Here is a 17119-nt window from a genome sequence, read left to right as displayed (position 1 = left end):
TCGAGATCACTGGGGTACGCCGTTCCGGTGAGGCTGGGAATTCGCTCAGCGATCGCCGGGTTCGGTGGGCGAACCGGATCGAAGGCGTGGACCCGACGCCCCGAGCAGCCAGGTGATCTCGCGTGAACGCCCTGGTCGAAGCGCCCTTCTCCGCCGCGTTTCACCAGCGCCTCGCGGTGGTCTCGCCGGGCAGGGACGACAACGGGGTCTTGCTGTCCGGATTCATCGGACTAGCGTCGGACACATCGGAATTCCGCTGCTGAATTCGGCGATCGCGCGCGCCGCACCACTGTCGAGCGATGTGAGGAAAAGGGAGCATGACCGAGAATGTCCTGACCGGAATTCGTGAGCAGGTCTTCGGCGACGATCCGCTCGAGGTCCGCGAAACCGGCCACTACACCCAGGAATACGTGGGTGGCATGGTCGACAAGTGGGACGACCTGATCGACTGGGAGCGCCGCGCCGCGGGGGAGGGCCGGTTCTTCGTCGACCAGCTCAAGGCCCGCGGAGTGCGCAGCGTGCTGGACGTGGCGACCGGGACCGGGTTCCACTCCGTCCAGCTCATCGAGGCCGGGTTCGAGACCGTCAGCGCCGACGGCAGTCCGCAGATGCTGGCCAAGGCGTTCCGCAACGGAATGGACAACGGCGGCCACCTGCTGCGCGTGGTCAACGCCGACTGGCGCTGGCTCAACCGCGATGTGCACGGCGAGTTCGACGCCGTCATCTGCCTGGGGAACTCCTTCACGCACCTGTTCAGCGAGCACGACCGCCGCAAGGCGCTCGCCGAGTTCTACGCGATGCTCAAGCACGACGGGGTGCTGATCATCGACCAGCGCAACTACGACGCACTGCTGGACGGCAAGGCCGGCGGCAAGAGCAGCTACTACTACTGCGGAACCGAGGTCGAAGCGGTTCCCGACCACGTCGACGACGGCTTGGCCAGGTACCGCTACGAGTTCCCCGACGGCAGCGAGTACCACCTGAACATGTACCCGCTGCGCAGGGACTACCTGCGCGGGCTGCTGCGCGACGTCGGGTTCCAGCGCATCGACACCTTCGGCGACTTCCAGGAGAACCCGGTCGACGAGCCCGACTTCTACATCCACGTCGCGGAGAAGACCTACATCGAGGACCCCGACGCCTGAGGGGGCTGCCCCTGCACCCGCCACGGGGACGTCAGGTGCGGCCCGGAAACCGGTGTTCAGCGGTTTCCGGGCCGCACCCGCAGGTCGGCCTCGATGCGCGCAGCCGTGCGCGCCAGCAGCGGCACGATCTCGCGTTGAACTCCTTGCTCGGTGGAGCCGTGCTTGTACAGGGAGACGTTGACCGCGGCGAACACCCGGCCGTCGGCATCGCGGACCGGGACCGCCACGCCGCGCAGCCCTTCTTCCAGCCCGTCGTCGGCGATCACGAATCCGCGCTTGCGCACCGCTGCGAGCTCCGCCAGCAGCTCCTGGCGGGTCGTGACCGTGTGCGGGGTGACCGGTGCCAGTTCGACCGAGCGGAGGCTGGCCTCCAGCCGCTCCGGCGGCACCGCGGCCAGCAGCACCTTGCCCATCGAGGTCGCGTGCGCGGGGAACCGGGTGCCGACCGGGATCGTCACCGACAGCAGCTTCGGACCCGGCACCTGAGCGATGTAGCGGATCTCGGTGCCCTCCAGCACCGCCATCGCGGTCATCTCCCGCACCTGCCGCGTCAGCTCCTGCAGGTGCGGCTCGGCGATCTGCGGCAGCGACCGACTGGTGAGGTAGGCGTGGCCGAACTCCAGCACCTGAGGGGTCAGCGCGTAGCGGCGTTCGGCCTGCTGCACGTAGCCCAGCTCCACGAGGGTCAGCAGGATGCGGCGAGCGCCGGCCCTGTCCAGGTCCGCGGCCTGGGCGACCTCCGTCAGCGACAGCTCGGCCCGCTCCGCGGTGAACGCCCGCAGCACGGACATGGTCCGCTCCACCGCGCGGACGAAGTGCTCTCCACGCTGTTGCGGCACGACACCTCCCGACTCGCCTCCCGCGAAGCCTATCCGGTGCGGTACCGGAAGGAACTCATACCGACCGGCCGGTCTGTCTGGACTGGAGGGCGGGCGACGGGTTTAACTGAAGGCCGAAATCTGATCGCGACCCCGGAGGGATCAGCGAACGTGACCGCCGAGAGCGAAGACGAACTGCGGGAACGCCGGCAGGCGGTGCGAGACCTCGGTTCCGCGCTGCGCGACCTCACCGACGCCGCCGTGTCCACCGAGGCGGACGCTGAGACGCTGCGCGAGATCACCTCGCAGGTGAGGGCGCTCGTGCCTCCGCTGGACGCGGTCCGCCGGGAGCGCGGACAGCTGGCGGCCGTGGACGACGGTCGGCGCCCGCGCCGCCTCTACAGCCCGGCCGTGGGTCCGGGAAACCCGATCGCCCCTCCGATGCGGGTGGAGATCGTCGACGGTGCCGCGGTGGGCACCTGCACCCTCGGGTTGGCCTACGAGGGGCCGCCGAGCTACGTGCACGGCGGCATGAGCGCTCTGCTGCTCGACCAGATCCTCGGGCACGCCCACGCCGCGGGTGGAGCGCCGCCCGGCATGACGGTGCAGCTGTCGCTGCGCTACCGGCGGCCGGTGCCGCTGACCACCCCGCTGCGGATCGTCGGCCGCGTCGAGCGCGTCGATGGTCGCTGGACCGAGTCGAAGGCCACGATCTGCACCGCGGACGCACCGGACGCGGTGCTGGTGGAGGCCGAGGGCAAGTTCGTGGTGCCCAGCGCCGAGCAGTCCAGCCGGCTCTTCGGGAAGGTCGAGGGACTCGTCAAGTGAGGTAATCGAAGGCGGTACGCGAGGTTCAAGGAGGAGCCGCATGTACCCAGGTGTCCACGCCGTCACCATGCCCGACAAACCGGCCCTGATCATGGCCGGCTCGGGCGAGGTGCTGACCTATCGAGAACTCGACGAGCGTTCGCTGCGGCTGGCCAACGCGCTGCGCGCCAGCGGGCTGTCCAAGGGCGACGTGGTCGCCGTGCTCTCCGACAACAACCTGCACGCCTACGAGGTGTACTGGGCCGCCGTGCGCTCGGGCATGTACGTCTGCGCCGTCAACAGCCACCTGCAGCCCGACGAGGTCGCCTACATCGTCAACGACTCGGGTGCCAGCGCGCTCGTGGTCTCGGCCGGTCTGGGAGCCCTGCCCGAGCAGGTCGCCGAACTGACCTCGGGGGTGCGCGTCCGGCTGGCCTACGGTGGGCCGGTGGCCGGGTACGGCGACTACGAGCAGGCTCTGGCCACCGCCTCCTCCGAGGTTCCGGCGGTGCAACCGTGCGGCGCCGACCTGCTGTACTCCTCCGGAACCACCGGCCGCCCCAAGGGGATCCGGCCCGAACTGCCCGACCGCCAGGTGCACGAGCCGGGGAACATCCTGGTGGATCTGCTGCGCGGCTTCTACGGCTTCGACGAGGACACCGTCTACCTGTCCCCGGCTCCCGTCTACCACGCGGCTCCGCTGCGCTACTGCGCGGCGGTGCACGCCATCGGCGGGACCGTGGTGATGATGGAGCGCTTCGACCCCGAGCAGGCGCTGCGGGCCATCGAGCGCTACCAGGTCACCCACAGCCAGTGGGTGCCGACCATGTTCGTGCGGATGCTCAAGCTCGACGAGCAGACCCGCCACCGCTACGACCTCTCCAGCCACCGCAACGCCGTGCACGCCGCCGCGCCCTGCCCGATCGAGGTCAAGCGGGCGATGATCGAGTGGTGGGGCCCGATCCTGCAGGAGTACTACTCCTCCACGGAGGGCATCGGCATGACGATGATCGACTCGGCGCAATGGCTGGAGAAACCGGGCTCGGTGGGCAGGCCGCTGCTCGGCGTCGTCCGCGTCTGCGACGAAGCGGGCGAGGAACTGCCGGCCGGTGAGGTCGGCACCGTGTTCTTCGAACGCGAGGAGATCGAGTTCGAGTACCTCGGCGATCCCGAGAAGACCCGCTCGGCCAAACATCCCGGCCACCTCAACTGGGCGACGACGGGTGACCTCGGGTACCTCGACGAGGACGGATACCTGTTCCTCACCGACCGCAAGGCATTCATGATCATCTCCGGCGGGGTGAACATCTACCCGCAGGAGGTCGAGGACGTGCTGGCGCTGCACCCGTCGATCCTCGACGTGGCCGTCTTCGGCGTCCCGGACCCCGAGATGGGCGAGGCGGTCAAGGCCGTCGTGCAACCCGCGCCGGGAGCCTCACCGGGGCCGGAGCTGGAGCGGCAGATCATCGACCACGCACGCGAGCGCGTGGCCCACTACAAGGTGCCGCGCAGCGTGGACTTCGTCGACGAGATGCCGCGCACACCGACCGGAAAACTCGTGAAGGGCAAGCTCAAAGCCCGCTACGCGAACTGAACTGAAAGGGATACCTGTGGATCGACGTTGGGGCATCTCCGTTCCGCTGCCCGAGCTCTCGCTGCCGGAGCAGCGCGAACTCATCGCCGAACTGCCCGACCTCGGCTACACCGACGTGTGGTCGTCGGAGGCCAACGGCGCCGATGCGTTCACCCCGCTGGCGCTGGCCGCCACGTGGGCCCCGCAACTGCGGCTGGGCACGGCGATCGTGCCCGTCTACACCCGCGGCCCGGCGACCTTGGCGATGAGCGCGGCCACGCTCGCCTCGGCGGCCCCCGGCCGGTTCGCGCTGGGCGTGGGCACCTCGTCCAACGTCATCGTGGAACGCTGGAACGGCATCCCCTTCGACGAGCCGTACAAGCGGGTGCGCGACACCGTGCGGTTCCTGGGCCGCGCTCTGAGCGGTGAGAAGGTCACCGAGTCCTACGACACCTTCGAGGTCAAGGGGTTCACCGCCGGACTCGTGGCCGATCCGGTGCCGCCAGTGCTGGTGGCCGCGCTGCGCCCGGGAATGCTGAAGCTGGCCGGGCGGGAGGCCGACGGCGCGATCATCAACTGGCTGTCCCCGGACGACGTGCGCACCGTCGTGCCCTACGTGCGGGAGGGCGGCCCGGACAAGGAGGTCGTGGCGCGCATCTTCGTCATGCCCGACACCGACCCGGACACGGCGCGGGGGCTGGCGCGGCGGCACATCGCCGCCTACATGAACGTGCCGGTCTACCGCGCCTTCCACGAGTGGCTGGGTCGGGACGAGCTCACCCCGATGTGGCAGGCGTGGGACGCCGGTGATCGCAAGGCGGCGCTCGCGGCGATCCCCGACAGCGTGGTCGACGACCTGGTGGTGCACGGCCCGGCCGAGCACTGCCGGGAACGCGTCCAGCAGTACGTCGACAACGGTGTGACGACACCGGCGATGGCGCTGGTCGCGCCGGGCGACCCGACCGAGGCCGTCCGGGCGCTGGGACTGAAGTAGCGCCGCGGTGGCCGCGGCCTCAGCTCAGGGCGGCGGGCTGCTCGTCCAGCCCGCCGTCCAGGTGCGCGGTGTCGTTGAACCGCCGCACGATCCAGCGTCCGGCGGTGACCACGATCTGGGAGATCGAACCGTTGCTCGCCCCGAGGAACGCCATCGGGAGGCTGCCGCTGGCGATGGACATGATCTCGCCGATCACGCCGCCGTGGGTGAACACGGCGATGCGCTCGTCGGGGTGGGCGGCGGCAAGCCGGCCGATCGCTCCGGCGACGCGATCGCGCAGGGCCTCGGCAGGTTCGGCGCCCGGGATGACGTCCCACCGGCCCTCGCTGTGCATCCGCTGGATGACCGGGTCGTTCTGGGCGACCTTCTGCCGGAACAGTCCGCCCTCGAACTCGCCGAGGTGCACTTCCCGAAGGTCCTTCTCCACCTGCGGGACCAACCCGAGCCTGGTGGCCAGGGGAGCGGCGGTCTCGGTCGTGCGGCGGAGGTTGGTGACGTAGAGGGCGTCCAGTCGTTCGCCGGCGAGCCGGTGGCCCACGCGCTCGGCGTGCACCCGGCCCGCCGGGGCCAGTTCCGGATCGCCTTGCCCGCCGACGAGGTCGAAGGGCTTGCCCGGGACCGCCGGCGCGGACTCGCCGTGCCGGACCAGCAGGATGTCGGTGGCGCCGGCGGGCGGTGCGAACGCGGACTGCCGGTACTCGACCTCGGACATGGTGCCCCGCTTTCTGAGCTCGTGCTTGCAGACCGGACTTTTCCACTGCGCAAGGTCGTTTTCAAACCCGCGAAACGGAAGGTGCGATGACGTACACCGAGATCGGATACGAGGTTTCCGAGGGGATCGCCACGATCACCCTGAACCGCCCCCAGCGGCTCAACGCGTTCACCCACGTGATGCGCGGCGAGCTCATCGGGGCCTTCGACGCCGCGGAGGCCGATGACTCGGTCCGCGCGGTCATCGTGACGGGTGCGGGCCGTGCGTTCTGCGCGGGCGCGGATCTCAGCGCGGGGGAGGACACCTTCAACGGCGAGAACAACGACGCGCGGGCCAACGCCCACCGCGAGCTCGGCGAGGTCGACGGGGTGCCGCGTGATGGTGGCGGCACGGTGGCGCTGCGGGTGGCTGCGATGCGCAAGCCGGTCATCGGTGCGTTCAACGGTGCCGCGGTGGGCGTCGGAGTCACCATGACGCTGCCGATGGACATCCGCATCGCCGCCGAGAGCGCCAAGTTCGGGTTCGTGTTCACCCGCCGGGGAATCCTCCCGGAGGCGGCTTCGTCCTGGTTCCTGCCGAGGGTGGTCGGCATCTCGCAAGCGATGGAATGGGCCGCGACCGGGCGCCTCTTCGACTCGGCGGAAGCGCTGTCGGGCCGCCTGGTGTCGCGGGTGGTGGCCGACGACGAGCTGATCCCCACCGCGCGTTCGATCTGCCGAGAGATCGCCGAGAACACCTCGGGGGTGTCGGTGGCGGTGGCCCGCCAGCTCATGTGGGGAATGCTCTCCGCGTCCTCGCCTTGGGAGGCTCACCGGTTGGATTCCAAGGGGATCAACGAGCTCGGCGCCGGAGCGGACGCGGCCGAGGGGATCGGTTCGTTCCTGGCCAAGCGCCCTCCGGAGTTCCCCCTCCGGGTGAGTCAGGACTACCCCGAGTTCATGCCGGAGTGGCCTGCTCGCCCGGAGGGGGTGTGAGCGCCCGCTTTTCCCGTTCTGCGGTTGTCAAGGAACATGTCGCCGGGAGCACCGGCCATCTGAGGATCGGAGAGTGCAAAGACGTTCGGGCATCAGCGCGTGCCGGGCGGTGGCTCTCGGGCCACTGCCCGGCGGCGTGGCGTGCCAGGGGCATGAATCCTATGTCGGATCGAATGTCGCTCTGTGGCGGCAGAGGTCAGGTCGGGGAAGTCGAACACCGTTGATGTGAGAAGGAGTTCATCGGTGGTGAGTGATGAGCATTGGTTGATTCCTGTCGAACGCATGTGTCAATGGTGCATTCCGGCGTTCGAAAGTGCGAGCGAAAAGCGCCTACACGATCAGGTGATCAGGTTCGAAAAGCACTGCAAGACAACACCAGCAAATGATCGCCTTGGATGAATCCACAGGTCACGCACCCGTCAGCAGGCTGGTTCCCAGCGACACCATCATCACCGCGATCACGCCGTCGAGCACGCGCCACGAACCCGGGCGGGAGAAGAAGCCGGTCAGCAGTCGCGCCCCGAAGCCCAGGGCGACGAACCACACGCAGCTGGCCGCCAGCGCACCTGCTCCGAACTCCCAGCGCATCGCGCCGTAACCGGCCGCCACCGACCCGATGAGCAGGATCGTCTCCAGGTAGGTCTGCGGGTTCAGCCACGTCATGGCCAGGCACGTCATCGCCGCACGCCTGCGCGAACGCGTCTCGCCGGTGCCGGCCTCGAGTCCGGACGCGGGGCGCAGCGCCCGCCGAGCGGCGAGGAATCCGTAGCCGAGCAGGAAGCAGCCGCCGACTGCGGTGCAGATGGTGAGCAGCGTCGGCGAGCTGGTCACCAGCGTTCCGAAACCGCCCACTCCCAAGGCGATGAGGATGACGTCCGAGACGACGCAGATGGTCACCACCAGCAGCACGGCGTGCCGTCGCAGGCCTTGGCGCAGCACGAAGGCGTTCTGGGCGCCGATCGAGACGATCAGGGACATGCACGTGACGAATCCAGCGGACATCGGGAGCAGGGCGTTGGCCATGCACTCGACGCTAGGTCCAGGTCCGGGAACAGTACAGCTAAAGATTCTGAACTACCATTAGGTGATGTGAACTTCGATCTGCCCTTGGAGCACGTCCGGACGCTGCTCGCCGTGGTCGACGGCGGCACCCTGGACGCCGCCGCAGCCGCGCTGCACGTGACGCCGTCGGCGGTCAGCCAGCGGCTCAAAGCCCTCGAGCAGCGCACCGGACGCGTCCTGGTGATCCGCAGCAAGCCGGTGCAGCTCACCGACTCCGGGCAGGTGGTGGTTCGCTTCGCCCGGCAGCTGGCGCGGATGGAGGGCGACGTGGCCGCCGAGCTCGGCATGTCGGGCAGCGGCGCACCGAGCACGCTGCCCATCGCGGTCAACGCCGACTCGCTGAGCACCTGGTTCGTGCCTGCGCTGGCGCGGGTTCGCGAGGACCTGGGGATCTGCTTCGAGCTGCACCGCGCCGACGAGTCGCACACCACGACGCTGCTGCGGGAAGGCCGGGTGATGGCGGCGGTGACGTCGACGCCGGACCCCGTCCAGGGCTGCTCGGTGCGCCGGCTCGGGCACATGCGCTACCTGGCGTGCGTGGCACCGGCGCGGAAAGGGGCGCGGTCGCTCGCGCAGGTTCTCGACGAGGTCCCGGTGCTGATCTTCGACAGCCACGACGACCTGCAGGACGCCTTCGCACGCACGATCACCCGAGGTCGGGGCGCCGGTGGCCCCCGGCACTTCGTTCCCTCATCGGAGGGGTTCGTCGAGGCCATCGTGGTGGGCCTCGGCTGGGGGATGGTTCCGAGGGTGCAGGCCGACCCGCTGCTGAGGTCCGGTGCGCTGGTCGACATCGCACCGGACCGCGGAGTGGACGTGCCGCTGTACTGGCAGCAGTGGAAGCTCGACTCGCCCGCGCTCGCCGCCGTCGCGGACGCGGTGCAGGCCAGCGCCGCGACAGACCTGGATTAGCCGTTCGAAAAGGGAGCCGGGCGGTTTCCGCTACCCGCACTGCCGAAACACCCCCGCCAGCTCCTCAGGCCGGGTCGGTGAAGTTCGGAGTGCGCTTCTCCAGGTTCGCCGAGATCGCCTCCAGCTGGTTCGGCGTCCCGATCAGCGAGTGGATCGCGACCTGCTCGGCTTCGAATCCCTCGTCGAGCGGGATCCGGCCGGCCAGGTCGAGCAGCCGCTTGGACTCGCGGATGGCCTGCGGGCTCTTGCCCGCGATCTCGCGCGCCAGCGCCAGGGCCGCCGCGTGCGGGTCCTCCTCCACGCGGGTGGCCAGCCGCAGCGCGACGGCCTCCTCGCCGCTGACCACGCGGCCGGTGAACGTCAGCTCCTTGGCGACATCGCGGCCCACCAACTCCGGCAGCACCTGGGTGCCGGTCATGTCCGGGTTGATGCCCCACTTGATCTCCAGCACCGAGAGCCGGGCGTCCGGGGCGACCAGCCGGATGTCGGCGCCCAGCGCGATCTGCAGGCCGCCGCCGTAGGAGACGCCGTGCACCGCGGCGATCACCGGCTGCGGCAGCAGCGTCCAGATGTGCACGGCCTGCTGCGCGAGAGCCTTGGCGGGGCCGTCGGTCTCCAGGCGCGGCGGGCGGGCGCCCTCGGCCATCTCGCCGAAGACGCTGAAGTCCAGCCCGGCGCAGAACCCGCGCCCCTCGCCGGAGAGCACGACCGCGCGCACGCTGGAATCCGAGCGCAGCCGCTCGCCGGTGGCGACGAGCTCCTCGAACATCGCTTGGTCGATGGCGTTGAGCTTGTCGGGGCGGTTCAACCGCACGTCGGCCACTCCATCGGTGACGGTGCAGCTGATCCGCTCTGCTGTCGACACGGGCTCTTCCTCCAGGCAGGGTTGTGAAAACCGCGCGCTGCAGGGCGAAACCGTGCACGGCGGAACTTAGCGAACGTTAAGGGCCGTGCGTGCGCGCAGTCAAGATCGGGCGCCCGGCGCGTGCTTGTGCTCGTCGCCTCACTGTGCCTAGCGTCACCGACGAGTTCGCCGACCCCGGATGAGGTGGGATCTATGGCTGGGCCGATTCGGATCGCAGGGTTCTCGGGCTACCTGGGAGACAGGCGCAGCGCGCTCGACGAGGCGATGGCGGGAGATCCGGTCGACGTCCTCATCGGTGACTACCTCGCCGAGTTCACCCTCGCGATGCTCTCGGCCCGGCACCGCAACGACCCGTCGCGCGGATACGTCGAGTACTTCCTGACGCAGTTGGAACCGCACCTGCCCGCCATCGCCGAGCGCGGCACGCGAGTGGTCGTCAACGCGGGCGGGTTCAACCCGGCAGGGCTGGCCGAGGCGGTCCGGCGGCTCGTCGCCGAAGCCGGAGCGGACCTGCGGGTCGCCCACGTCGAGGGCGACAACGTGCTGCCGAGGCTGGATGCGCTGCAGGCCGAGGGGCACGACCTGGCCAGCATGGACACCGGCGAACCGCTGTCGAGCTGGCGAGGGCGACCGGTCGCGGCCAACGCCTACCTCGGCGGCTGGGGCATCGCCACCGCGCTGGGCGCCGGAGCCGACATCGTGGTGTGCGGGCGGGTCACCGACGCCTCGCTGACCGTCGGTCCCGCCGCCTGGTGGCACGAGTGGGAGCGCACCGACTTCGACCAGCTCGCGGCGGCCGTCGTCGCCGGGCACATCATCGAGTGCGGGCCGCACGCGACCGGCGGCAACTTCTCCGGCTTCGCCGAGATCCCGGGCATGGTCGCACCCGGCTTCCCGATCGCCGAGATCGACTCCGACGGAACGACCGTCATCACCAAGCACTCCGGCCACGGGGGAGCGGTCACAGTGGACACCGTGACCGCGCAGCTGGTCTACGAGATCGAGGGCCCGCGCTACCTCAACCCGGACGTCACCGCGCACCTGGACACCGTGCGGTTGAGCGAGGTCGGGCCGGACCGGGTGCAGCTGTCGGGCACCACCGGCTCGCCGCCACCGCCGACCACCAAGGTGGCGCTGTTCGCCCCGATCGGCCACCAGATCGTCACCACCCTCTACGCCACCGGTCTCGACATCGACGAGAAGGTGGCCTTGATCCGCGAGCAGGCCGCGGCGCTGCTGGACGACCCCGAGGCCGAGCTCGACGTCTCCGCGATCGGCGTCGCCGCCGAGGATCCGCAGCGGCAGTGGGACGCCACCGTGCAGGTGAGGATCATGGCCACCGCGGCAGAACGCGAACCGCTGCAGCGGCTGGTCGCCGGTGTGGGCCAGTTGTACCTGTCGAGCATCCCGGGCTTCTTCACCGACACCGCCGCTCGGCAGGCGGCGACGCCGAGCACGCGGATCGACTACTGGCCCGCGCTGCTGGACGTCGGTGCGGTCGGGCACCTCGTGGTCCTCGACGACGGATCCCGCATCGAGGTCGAGCCCTCCAGCGTCGTCGAAAAACCGTCCCAGCCGGAGCATCCCGATCCACCGGCGCTGGAACCGCGTGCCACTCGGCGCGTGCCGCTGGGACGAGTCGCGCACGCGAGGGCAGGTGACAAGGGCGGCAACAGCAACGTGGGTCTGTGGGTGTCGGATCCGGACGCCTGGCCGTGGCTGCGGAGCCTGCTCACCGCGGAGGAGCTGCATCGGCTGATGCCGGAGGCAGAGGGTCTGGAGATCGTGCGGCACGAGTTCCCGAACCTGCGCGCCGTCCACTTCGTGCTGCGCGGCCTGCTGGGCACCGGCGGGTCCAGCAACCTGCGGGTCGACCCGATCGGCAAGGCTGTGGGGGAGTTCCTGCGCGCCCGGCTGGTGGACGTGCCGGAGGAGCTCCTCTAGATCTCGCCGTTGAGGCCGTGAGGTAATATGCGTATGCCGCACGCAATAGGAGATTGCGCAGCGATGGGGTCGGGGCGGTTCGGCGGCATCGACTGGGGGTGATGCCGCCGAACCGGACTCGCGAGATCTCCGAACATGCCGTCCAGAACACGGGCTGTTAACCCGTTCAGCGTAGCCTCTACGCGCGACGCCGACGTCGAGCACGAGGATGGACAGCGATGACCGATCGACGCGTCCAGCCCAGTGGCGCTCAACTGCTCTGGGGCGACAGGAACCGCCCGCCGCGCGGGCCGAAACCGACGATGAGCCTGCCCCGCATCGTCGAGGCCGCCGTCCGGCTCGCCGATGCCGAAGGGCTGGAGGCGCTGTCGATGCAACGGCTCGCCGGCGAACTCGGCGTCGGCACCATGTCGCTCTACCGCTACGTGCCGAGCAAGGACGAGTTGACCAGCCTGATGCTCGACACGGCCATCGGCGCTCCACCGGACATCGGCAAGCGGACCGGTTGGCGCAGCGCGATGGAAACCTGGGCGCGCGCCAACGTACGCGTCTTCGAACGTCACCCGTGGGCGTTGGCGCTGGTGACCCGGCCGCGGGTGATGGGGCCGAACGAGGTCGGTTTCCTGGAAGCGGGACTGGCGGCTCTGCGCGGTACCGGGCTCGGACCGGCCGACATGCTCAACACCGTGCTGCTGGTCAACGGTTTCGTGCGGGGCAGCGCCCCCTTCGTGGCCGACCGGGGTTCCGACGGGCCGCAGATGATCAGCGCGACGATGCTGGCCGAGTTCGGTCAGCAGGAGGCCTTCCCGACGGTCTGCGAGGTCATGGCCGCGGTGGCGCAGCGCCGCCCCCGCAAGGCCGAGGTTCCGTTCGAGTACGGCCTGCGCCGCGTCCTCGACGGCATCGCCGCCCGCATCGAACAGCTCTAGAGGACCTCAGCGCGCCGAGGGGATCGCGGCGCCGTGGGTGATGGGCAGCGGGAGCACCGGCCTGTTTCGGTGGGAGTCCATGATCGAGATCGCGGTGGCAGTCTCGCCCTTGCCCAGCGCGTCGATCAGCATGCGCTGCTCGCCCACCAGTCTTCGCCGAGCGCCCTGGTCGTAGAAGTGGACCGAGCGGTACGGCTCGGTCATGGTCCATATTCGCTCGATCTCGTCGACGATCAGGTCGAGCCGGGAACTCCGGAAGATCACGAAGTGGAAGTCGTGGTCGAGCTCGGTCATCCGCAGCACGTCGGTGGCCTCCGCGGCGGCCTCGATGCTCCGGTTGAGTTCGCGCAGGTCGACCAGCTGCGCGTCGCTGAACCGCGGAACCCGGCGTAGCACCGTGGACTCCAGCGCGGCGCGCATCAGGTAGGACTGCTGCAGCTCGTCGGAGGACAACCGGGTCACCGTGTAGCCCACGTTCGGCTGGTGGCGCACGACGCCTTCGGCCTCCAGCGACTTGAGGGCCTCCCGGATCGGAACCCGGCTCACGCCCAGCCGTTCGGCCAGCGCCTCCTGCCGCAGGGGCTGTCCCGGAAGCAGTTCCTGACCGCGCAGCATCCGCCGGATCTGATCGACGGCGCGCCCCACCGAAGTTCCCGCCATTGCACACGCTCCGCGCTCGACTGGATCGGTGCCGGGATAGTAACGCACCGTGTTCGGCGTCCTACGCGGAGCTGCGGTGTCCGTCAGTCGATGCGTGCCCGGTGCGCGGCGGCTATCGTGCGTTTCGTATGCCCACCTCCTCACCGCCGGGCGGAGACGCCGCGCCGAACCCCTGGCAGCCGCTCTTCGAACAGGCTGCGGCAGCCATGGCGATCATCGACTTGCAGGGGAAGTACCTGCACGTCAACGATGCGTTCTGCACGATGCTGGGGTACCGCCCGGAGGAGCTGGTCGGTCGCGACTACCGCAGCGTGACGCACCCCGATGACATCGACGTCGAGGGCCCGATCGAGTCGGACGTGCCGCTGGAGAAGCGCTACATCCGCTCCGACGGGACCGTGATCTGGGCGCTGGTCTCGCGCGCGTTCATCCGGGATGCCCTCGGCACCCCCGTCTACTTCCTCTCCCAGAGCCAGGAGATCACCCGCCGCCGCGAGGCCGAACTGCTGTGGCAGCGCAGCTTCGCCAACGCTCCGATCGGCATGGCGCTGCTGGATCTCAAGGGGTACTGGACCGAGGTCAACGACACGCTCTGCGACATGCTCGGCTACACCCGCGAAGAGCTGCTCGGCAAGCACTTCAGCGAGGTCACCTTCGAAGACGACGACGAACGGGGCCGCGCGGCGCTGGAGGATCTCGTCCACGGTGCGGTGGAGAGCGTCAACATCGAGAAGCGCTACCGGCGCAAGGACGGCCACGCGATCTGGATGCTGATCCGCGCCACCGCCGTTCCCGGGGCCAGCGGGAGGCCCGCCTTCGTGGTCAGCCAGTACGACGACATCGGCGAGCGCCGCCTCGCCGACGCGCGGTTGGCGCAGCTGGCGCTGCACGACCCGCTCACCGGGCTGGCCAACCGCACGATGCTGGCCGATCTGATGGACCTGGGGCTCAGGCGGATCGCCCGGGGAGACGGGATGCTCGCTGTCATCGTGGCCGATCTCGACGAGCTCAAGCCGCTCAACGACCAGTACGGCCACCTGGTGGGGGACAAGGTGATCATCGCCGCAGCTCATCAGCTGCAGGAGGCCGTCCCCGGTGGCGATGCGGTCGCGCGCCTCGGCGGCGACGAGTTCGTCGTGGTGGGCCTGGTCGAGAGCGCGGCCGAAGCCGCCGAGCTGCGGGATCGCATCGAACAGCGCCTCAACACGGAGGTGACCGTGGGCGGAACGACCTTGCGGCTGCGCACCAGCGTCGGACTTACCGTCACCACCGACCCGCACACGACCCGGGACGAGTTGGTGCACGCCGCGGACCAGGACATGTACGAGCGCAAGCGCCGCCGAGGCGCGGCCCGCGACTAAGGAGCGGCGAGTTCGTCGAGCGCGGGCTCGATCGCCCGGTGGAACGTGGGGTAGGCGAAGATCATCTCGCTGAGGCGGGTGATCGGGACCTCGGCGTGCACCGCGACGGCCAGCGCGCCGACGATCTCACCGCCGGACGGGCCGACGGCCGTGGCACCGACCAGGACACCGCGATCGCCGTCGGCGACCAGCTTCACCAGTCCTTCGTTGCCGATCTTGTGGATGAAGCCCCTGGTCGATTCCGGTAGCCGGGAGATCGCGGTGCGCACCCGGTCGAGCTCCGCGACGGCGCGGGTCTCGGTCAGCCCGACCGTGGCGACCTCGGGATCGGTGAAGGTCACCGACGGCATCGCGCGGTAGTCGGCGGGGGTGACCTGCTCGCCGAGGATGTCGGCCGCCGCGATCCGCGATTGGTAGACCGAGGTGTGGGTGAACGCTCCGTGCCCTGTCACGTCGCCGATCGCCCAGACGCCGTCGGTGGCGCGCATCCGGCCGTCGACGGAGATCGTTCGGGCGGTGTCGTCGAGGCCCACGGCCGCCACGCCGAGCGCGCCCAGATCCGTGCGCCTGCCGGTGGCGACGAGCAGGTGATCGGCCTCGAACTGCTCGCCCTCGGTGGAGATCTGGAAGAGCCCGTCGTAGGACACCCGCTGCACGGCGCTCCCGACCCGGACGCGCACCTCCTCGGCCAGCAGGCGATCCGTGATGACCTCGGCGGCCTCCGGCTCGGACAGCGGGAGCAGTTGCGACTGCGCCTCGATGATCGTGACCTCGCTGCCGAACCGGGCGAAGACCTGCGCGAACTCCAGCCCCACCGGGCCGCCGCCCAGTACCACGAGGGACTGCGGGACCTTCTCGATCGACACGGCCTCGCGGTTGGTCCAGAACGGAGTGCCCGCCAAGCCCTCGATCGGTGGAACGGCCGGCTCGGTTCCGGGGTTGAGCACGATGGCGCGCCGAGCCCGCAGCACCTGCTCGCCGACCGTCACCTCACCGGGAGCGGTGATGCGCCCGACTCCGCGCACCAAGCGGCCGCCGGTGCCCTCGAACCGGCGGACCGCGATCTCGTCGTTCCATCCGGTCGTGGCCTCGTCGCGGATGCGGGTGGCCACCGGGGACCAGTCCGGCCGGACGGTCGATGACCCGGCCAGCTCAGGTACGCGGCGAGCTTCGGCCAGCGCGTCGGCGGCGCGCACCATGATCTTGGTCGGGATGCAGGCGTAGTACGGGCACTCGCCGCCCACCAGGCGCGACTCGACCCCGACCACCGACAACCCGGCACGGCCGAGCCGGGCGGCCACGTCCTCGCCACCCGGCCCCATGCCGATCACCACGACATCGACCTCGTCGGCCACCTGGCCCACCCCCGCTCTCGTCCTCGCCCCCAGCGCACCACTGGAGGCGCGGGAACGCTAGCCGAGCGCTGTGCGCAGCACCGCGTGGACCTCGCGCATCGCCTCGGCCGCGACCGGCATCGCTTCGGCGTCGGGGGCGAAGCCGTGGAACAGCCCGGGGCAGTGCTGGGTGGTGGTCGGCACGCCGGCTTCCTCGAGCCGCTCGGCGTAGCGCCTGCCCTCGCTGCACAGCGGATCCATGCCCGCGGTGAGCACGTGCGCGGGCGGCAGGCCGGTGAGGTCGTCGGCGCGCAGCGGGGAGGCGTAAGGGTGGTCGCGGACCTCCAGGTCGGGCGCGTACTCGTCCCAGAACCACATCATGTGCTGCTTGGTCAGCAGGCAGTCCGGCCCGCTGTCCACGTAGGACTGCGTGGTGAAGTCGTGGTCGGTGACCGGGTAGATCAGCAGCTGGAAGGCCAGGTCCGGGGTGCCGCGCTCCTGGGCCTGCAGGCAGGTCACCGCCGCGAGGTTGCCGCCTGCGCTGTCACCGGCCACGGCCAGCCGGGACGCGTCGCCGCCGAGCTCGGCGGCGTGCTCGGAGGCCCACACCGCGGCGGAGTACGCGTCTTCGACGGCGGCGGGGTAGCGGTGCTCGGGTGCGAGCCGGTAGTCGACCGAGATCACGATCGCCTCGACCGCGTTGGCCAGCGAGCGCGCCAGTCCGTCGTGGGACTCCAGGTCTCCGAAGACCCAGCCGCCGCCGTGGAAGTACACCAGCAGCGGCAGCCCGGTCCTGGTGCTCGGCCAGTAGATCCGCACCGGGATCTCCACGCCGTAGGAGCCCGGGATCACCCGGTCCTCGACGCGCTCGACCTCCTGCCGCGGCCTGTCGTCGCCTCTGGCCGCCGAGAGCCTGCGGGCCGTCGCGGCGTCGGTCACCTCGCCGCCGAGGTCGGGGAACAGCTGCTTCGCCTGTGCGACGAAGGGTTCGGCTTCCGGGTGCAGCGGCATGGTGTCCTCCACGGGCAG

At 70.0% G+C, this 17119-nt stretch carries 16 protein-coding genes; 9 read left to right on the top strand and 7 right to left on the bottom strand.

Annotated elements, in window-relative coordinates; translation table 11 throughout:
- The first annotated feature begins 317 nt into the window (after window positions 1-317).
- Window positions 318-1145 (top strand): class I SAM-dependent methyltransferase, encoded by an 828-nt coding sequence (locus AB0J78_RS26740; protein WP_363793625.1) that lies wholly within the window; start codon window positions 318-320, stop codon window positions 1143-1145.
- Between the two features lie 56 nt (window positions 1146-1201).
- Here the strand turns inward: AB0J78_RS26740 and AB0J78_RS26735 are convergent, their stop codons facing one another.
- On the bottom strand, window positions 1202-1984 hold the full coding sequence (locus AB0J78_RS26735) for an IclR family transcriptional regulator C-terminal domain-containing protein (RefSeq protein ID WP_363793623.1): 783 nt from the start codon (window positions 1982-1984) through the stop codon (window positions 1202-1204).
- A 150-nt stretch (window positions 1985-2134) separates the two neighbouring features.
- Between AB0J78_RS26735 and AB0J78_RS26730 the strand changes: the two genes are divergently transcribed.
- From AB0J78_RS26730 to AB0J78_RS26720, 3 genes are read left to right on the top strand one after another with little or no spacing between them, the layout of a single operon-like run.
- Window positions 2135-2791: a PaaI family thioesterase gene (locus AB0J78_RS26730; protein ID WP_363793621.1), complete on the top strand. Its 657-nt coding sequence runs from the start codon at window positions 2135-2137 to the stop codon at window positions 2789-2791.
- A gap of 40 nt (window positions 2792-2831) precedes the next feature.
- Window positions 2832-4364: an acyl-CoA synthetase gene (locus AB0J78_RS26725; protein WP_363793619.1), complete on the top strand. Its 1533-nt coding sequence runs from the start codon at window positions 2832-2834 to the stop codon at window positions 4362-4364.
- Window positions 4365-4380: 16 nt separating this feature from the next.
- Entirely contained in the window at window positions 4381-5337 is a 957-nt protein-coding gene (locus tag AB0J78_RS26720) for an LLM class F420-dependent oxidoreductase (RefSeq protein ID WP_363793617.1), read from the top strand.
- A gap of 19 nt (window positions 5338-5356) precedes the next feature.
- On the opposite strand, the gene AB0J78_RS26715 is transcribed toward AB0J78_RS26720, so the two are convergent.
- Entirely contained in the window at window positions 5357-6049 is a 693-nt protein-coding gene (locus AB0J78_RS26715; protein ID WP_363793615.1) for a histidine phosphatase family protein, read from the bottom strand.
- Between the two features lie 86 nt (window positions 6050-6135).
- Here AB0J78_RS26715 and AB0J78_RS26710 point away from each other — a divergent pair, with 86 nt between their 5' ends.
- A complete protein-coding gene (locus tag AB0J78_RS26710; protein WP_363793613.1) occupies window positions 6136-7023 on the top strand; it encodes a crotonase/enoyl-CoA hydratase family protein in 888 nt (295 codons plus the stop codon).
- A 408-nt stretch (window positions 7024-7431) separates the two neighbouring features.
- Here AB0J78_RS26710 and AB0J78_RS26705 read toward each other — a convergent pair whose 3' ends face one another.
- A complete protein-coding gene (locus AB0J78_RS26705) occupies window positions 7432-8046 on the bottom strand; it encodes a LysE/ArgO family amino acid transporter (protein WP_363793611.1) in 615 nt (204 codons plus the stop codon).
- 66 nt (window positions 8047-8112) lie between these two features.
- On the opposite strand from AB0J78_RS26705, the gene AB0J78_RS26700 reads away from it, so the two are divergent.
- Window positions 8113-8997 carry a LysR family transcriptional regulator ArgP gene (locus AB0J78_RS26700; protein ID WP_363793610.1) on the top strand — a complete coding sequence of 295 codons (885 nt, stop codon included), beginning with the start codon at window positions 8113-8115 and terminating at the stop codon, window positions 8995-8997.
- A gap of 64 nt (window positions 8998-9061) precedes the next feature.
- On the opposite strand, the gene AB0J78_RS26695 is transcribed toward AB0J78_RS26700, so the two are convergent.
- The gene (locus AB0J78_RS26695) at window positions 9062-9862 is read right to left on the bottom strand and encodes a crotonase/enoyl-CoA hydratase family protein (protein WP_363793608.1); all 801 of its coding nucleotides are present in this window, start codon (window positions 9860-9862) and stop codon (window positions 9062-9064) included.
- 192 nt (window positions 9863-10054) lie between these two features.
- Here AB0J78_RS26695 and AB0J78_RS26690 point away from each other — a divergent pair, with 192 nt between their 5' ends.
- Both AB0J78_RS26690 and AB0J78_RS26685 read left to right on the top strand, forming a co-directional pair.
- Window positions 10055-11806, top strand: coding sequence for an acyclic terpene utilization AtuA family protein (locus tag AB0J78_RS26690; RefSeq protein WP_363793606.1), 1752 nt, complete (start codon window positions 10055-10057; stop codon window positions 11804-11806).
- 218 nt (window positions 11807-12024) lie between these two features.
- Window positions 12025-12735 carry a TetR/AcrR family transcriptional regulator gene (locus tag AB0J78_RS26685; RefSeq protein WP_363793604.1) on the top strand — a complete coding sequence of 237 codons (711 nt, stop codon included), beginning with the start codon at window positions 12025-12027 and terminating at the stop codon, window positions 12733-12735.
- 6 nt (window positions 12736-12741) lie between these two features.
- On the opposite strand, the gene AB0J78_RS26680 is transcribed toward AB0J78_RS26685, so the two are convergent.
- Entirely contained in the window at window positions 12742-13395 is a 654-nt protein-coding gene (locus AB0J78_RS26680; protein ID WP_363793602.1) for a GntR family transcriptional regulator, read from the bottom strand.
- A 128-nt stretch (window positions 13396-13523) separates the two neighbouring features.
- On the opposite strand from AB0J78_RS26680, the gene AB0J78_RS26675 reads away from it, so the two are divergent.
- Complete coding sequence (locus AB0J78_RS26675) at window positions 13524-14756, top strand: PAS domain S-box protein (protein WP_363793600.1); 1233 nt, start codon at window positions 13524-13526, stop codon at window positions 14754-14756.
- Here AB0J78_RS26675 and AB0J78_RS26670 read toward each other — a convergent pair.
- Together AB0J78_RS26670 and AB0J78_RS26665 are read right to left on the bottom strand one after the other, a co-directional pair.
- Window positions 14753-16111, bottom strand: a complete 1359-nt coding sequence (locus AB0J78_RS26670; protein WP_363793598.1) for an NAD(P)/FAD-dependent oxidoreductase — start codon at window positions 16109-16111, stop codon at window positions 14753-14755. The genes AB0J78_RS26675 and AB0J78_RS26670 overlap by 4 nt on opposite strands.
- Before the next feature lie 57 nt (window positions 16112-16168).
- Window positions 16169-17101, bottom strand: a complete 933-nt coding sequence (locus AB0J78_RS26665) for an alpha/beta hydrolase (RefSeq protein ID WP_363793596.1) — start codon at window positions 17099-17101, stop codon at window positions 16169-16171.
- Window positions 17102-17119 lie beyond the last annotated feature (18 nt).

This window comes from Saccharopolyspora sp. NPDC049426 (assembly GCF_040676935.1).
In the GTDB taxonomy this organism is placed as follows: domain Bacteria; phylum Actinomycetota; class Actinomycetes; order Mycobacteriales; family Pseudonocardiaceae; genus Saccharopolyspora.
The sequence above is the reverse complement of the archived record's forward strand: the minus strand, read 5'-3'. Positions and strand labels throughout refer to the sequence as shown.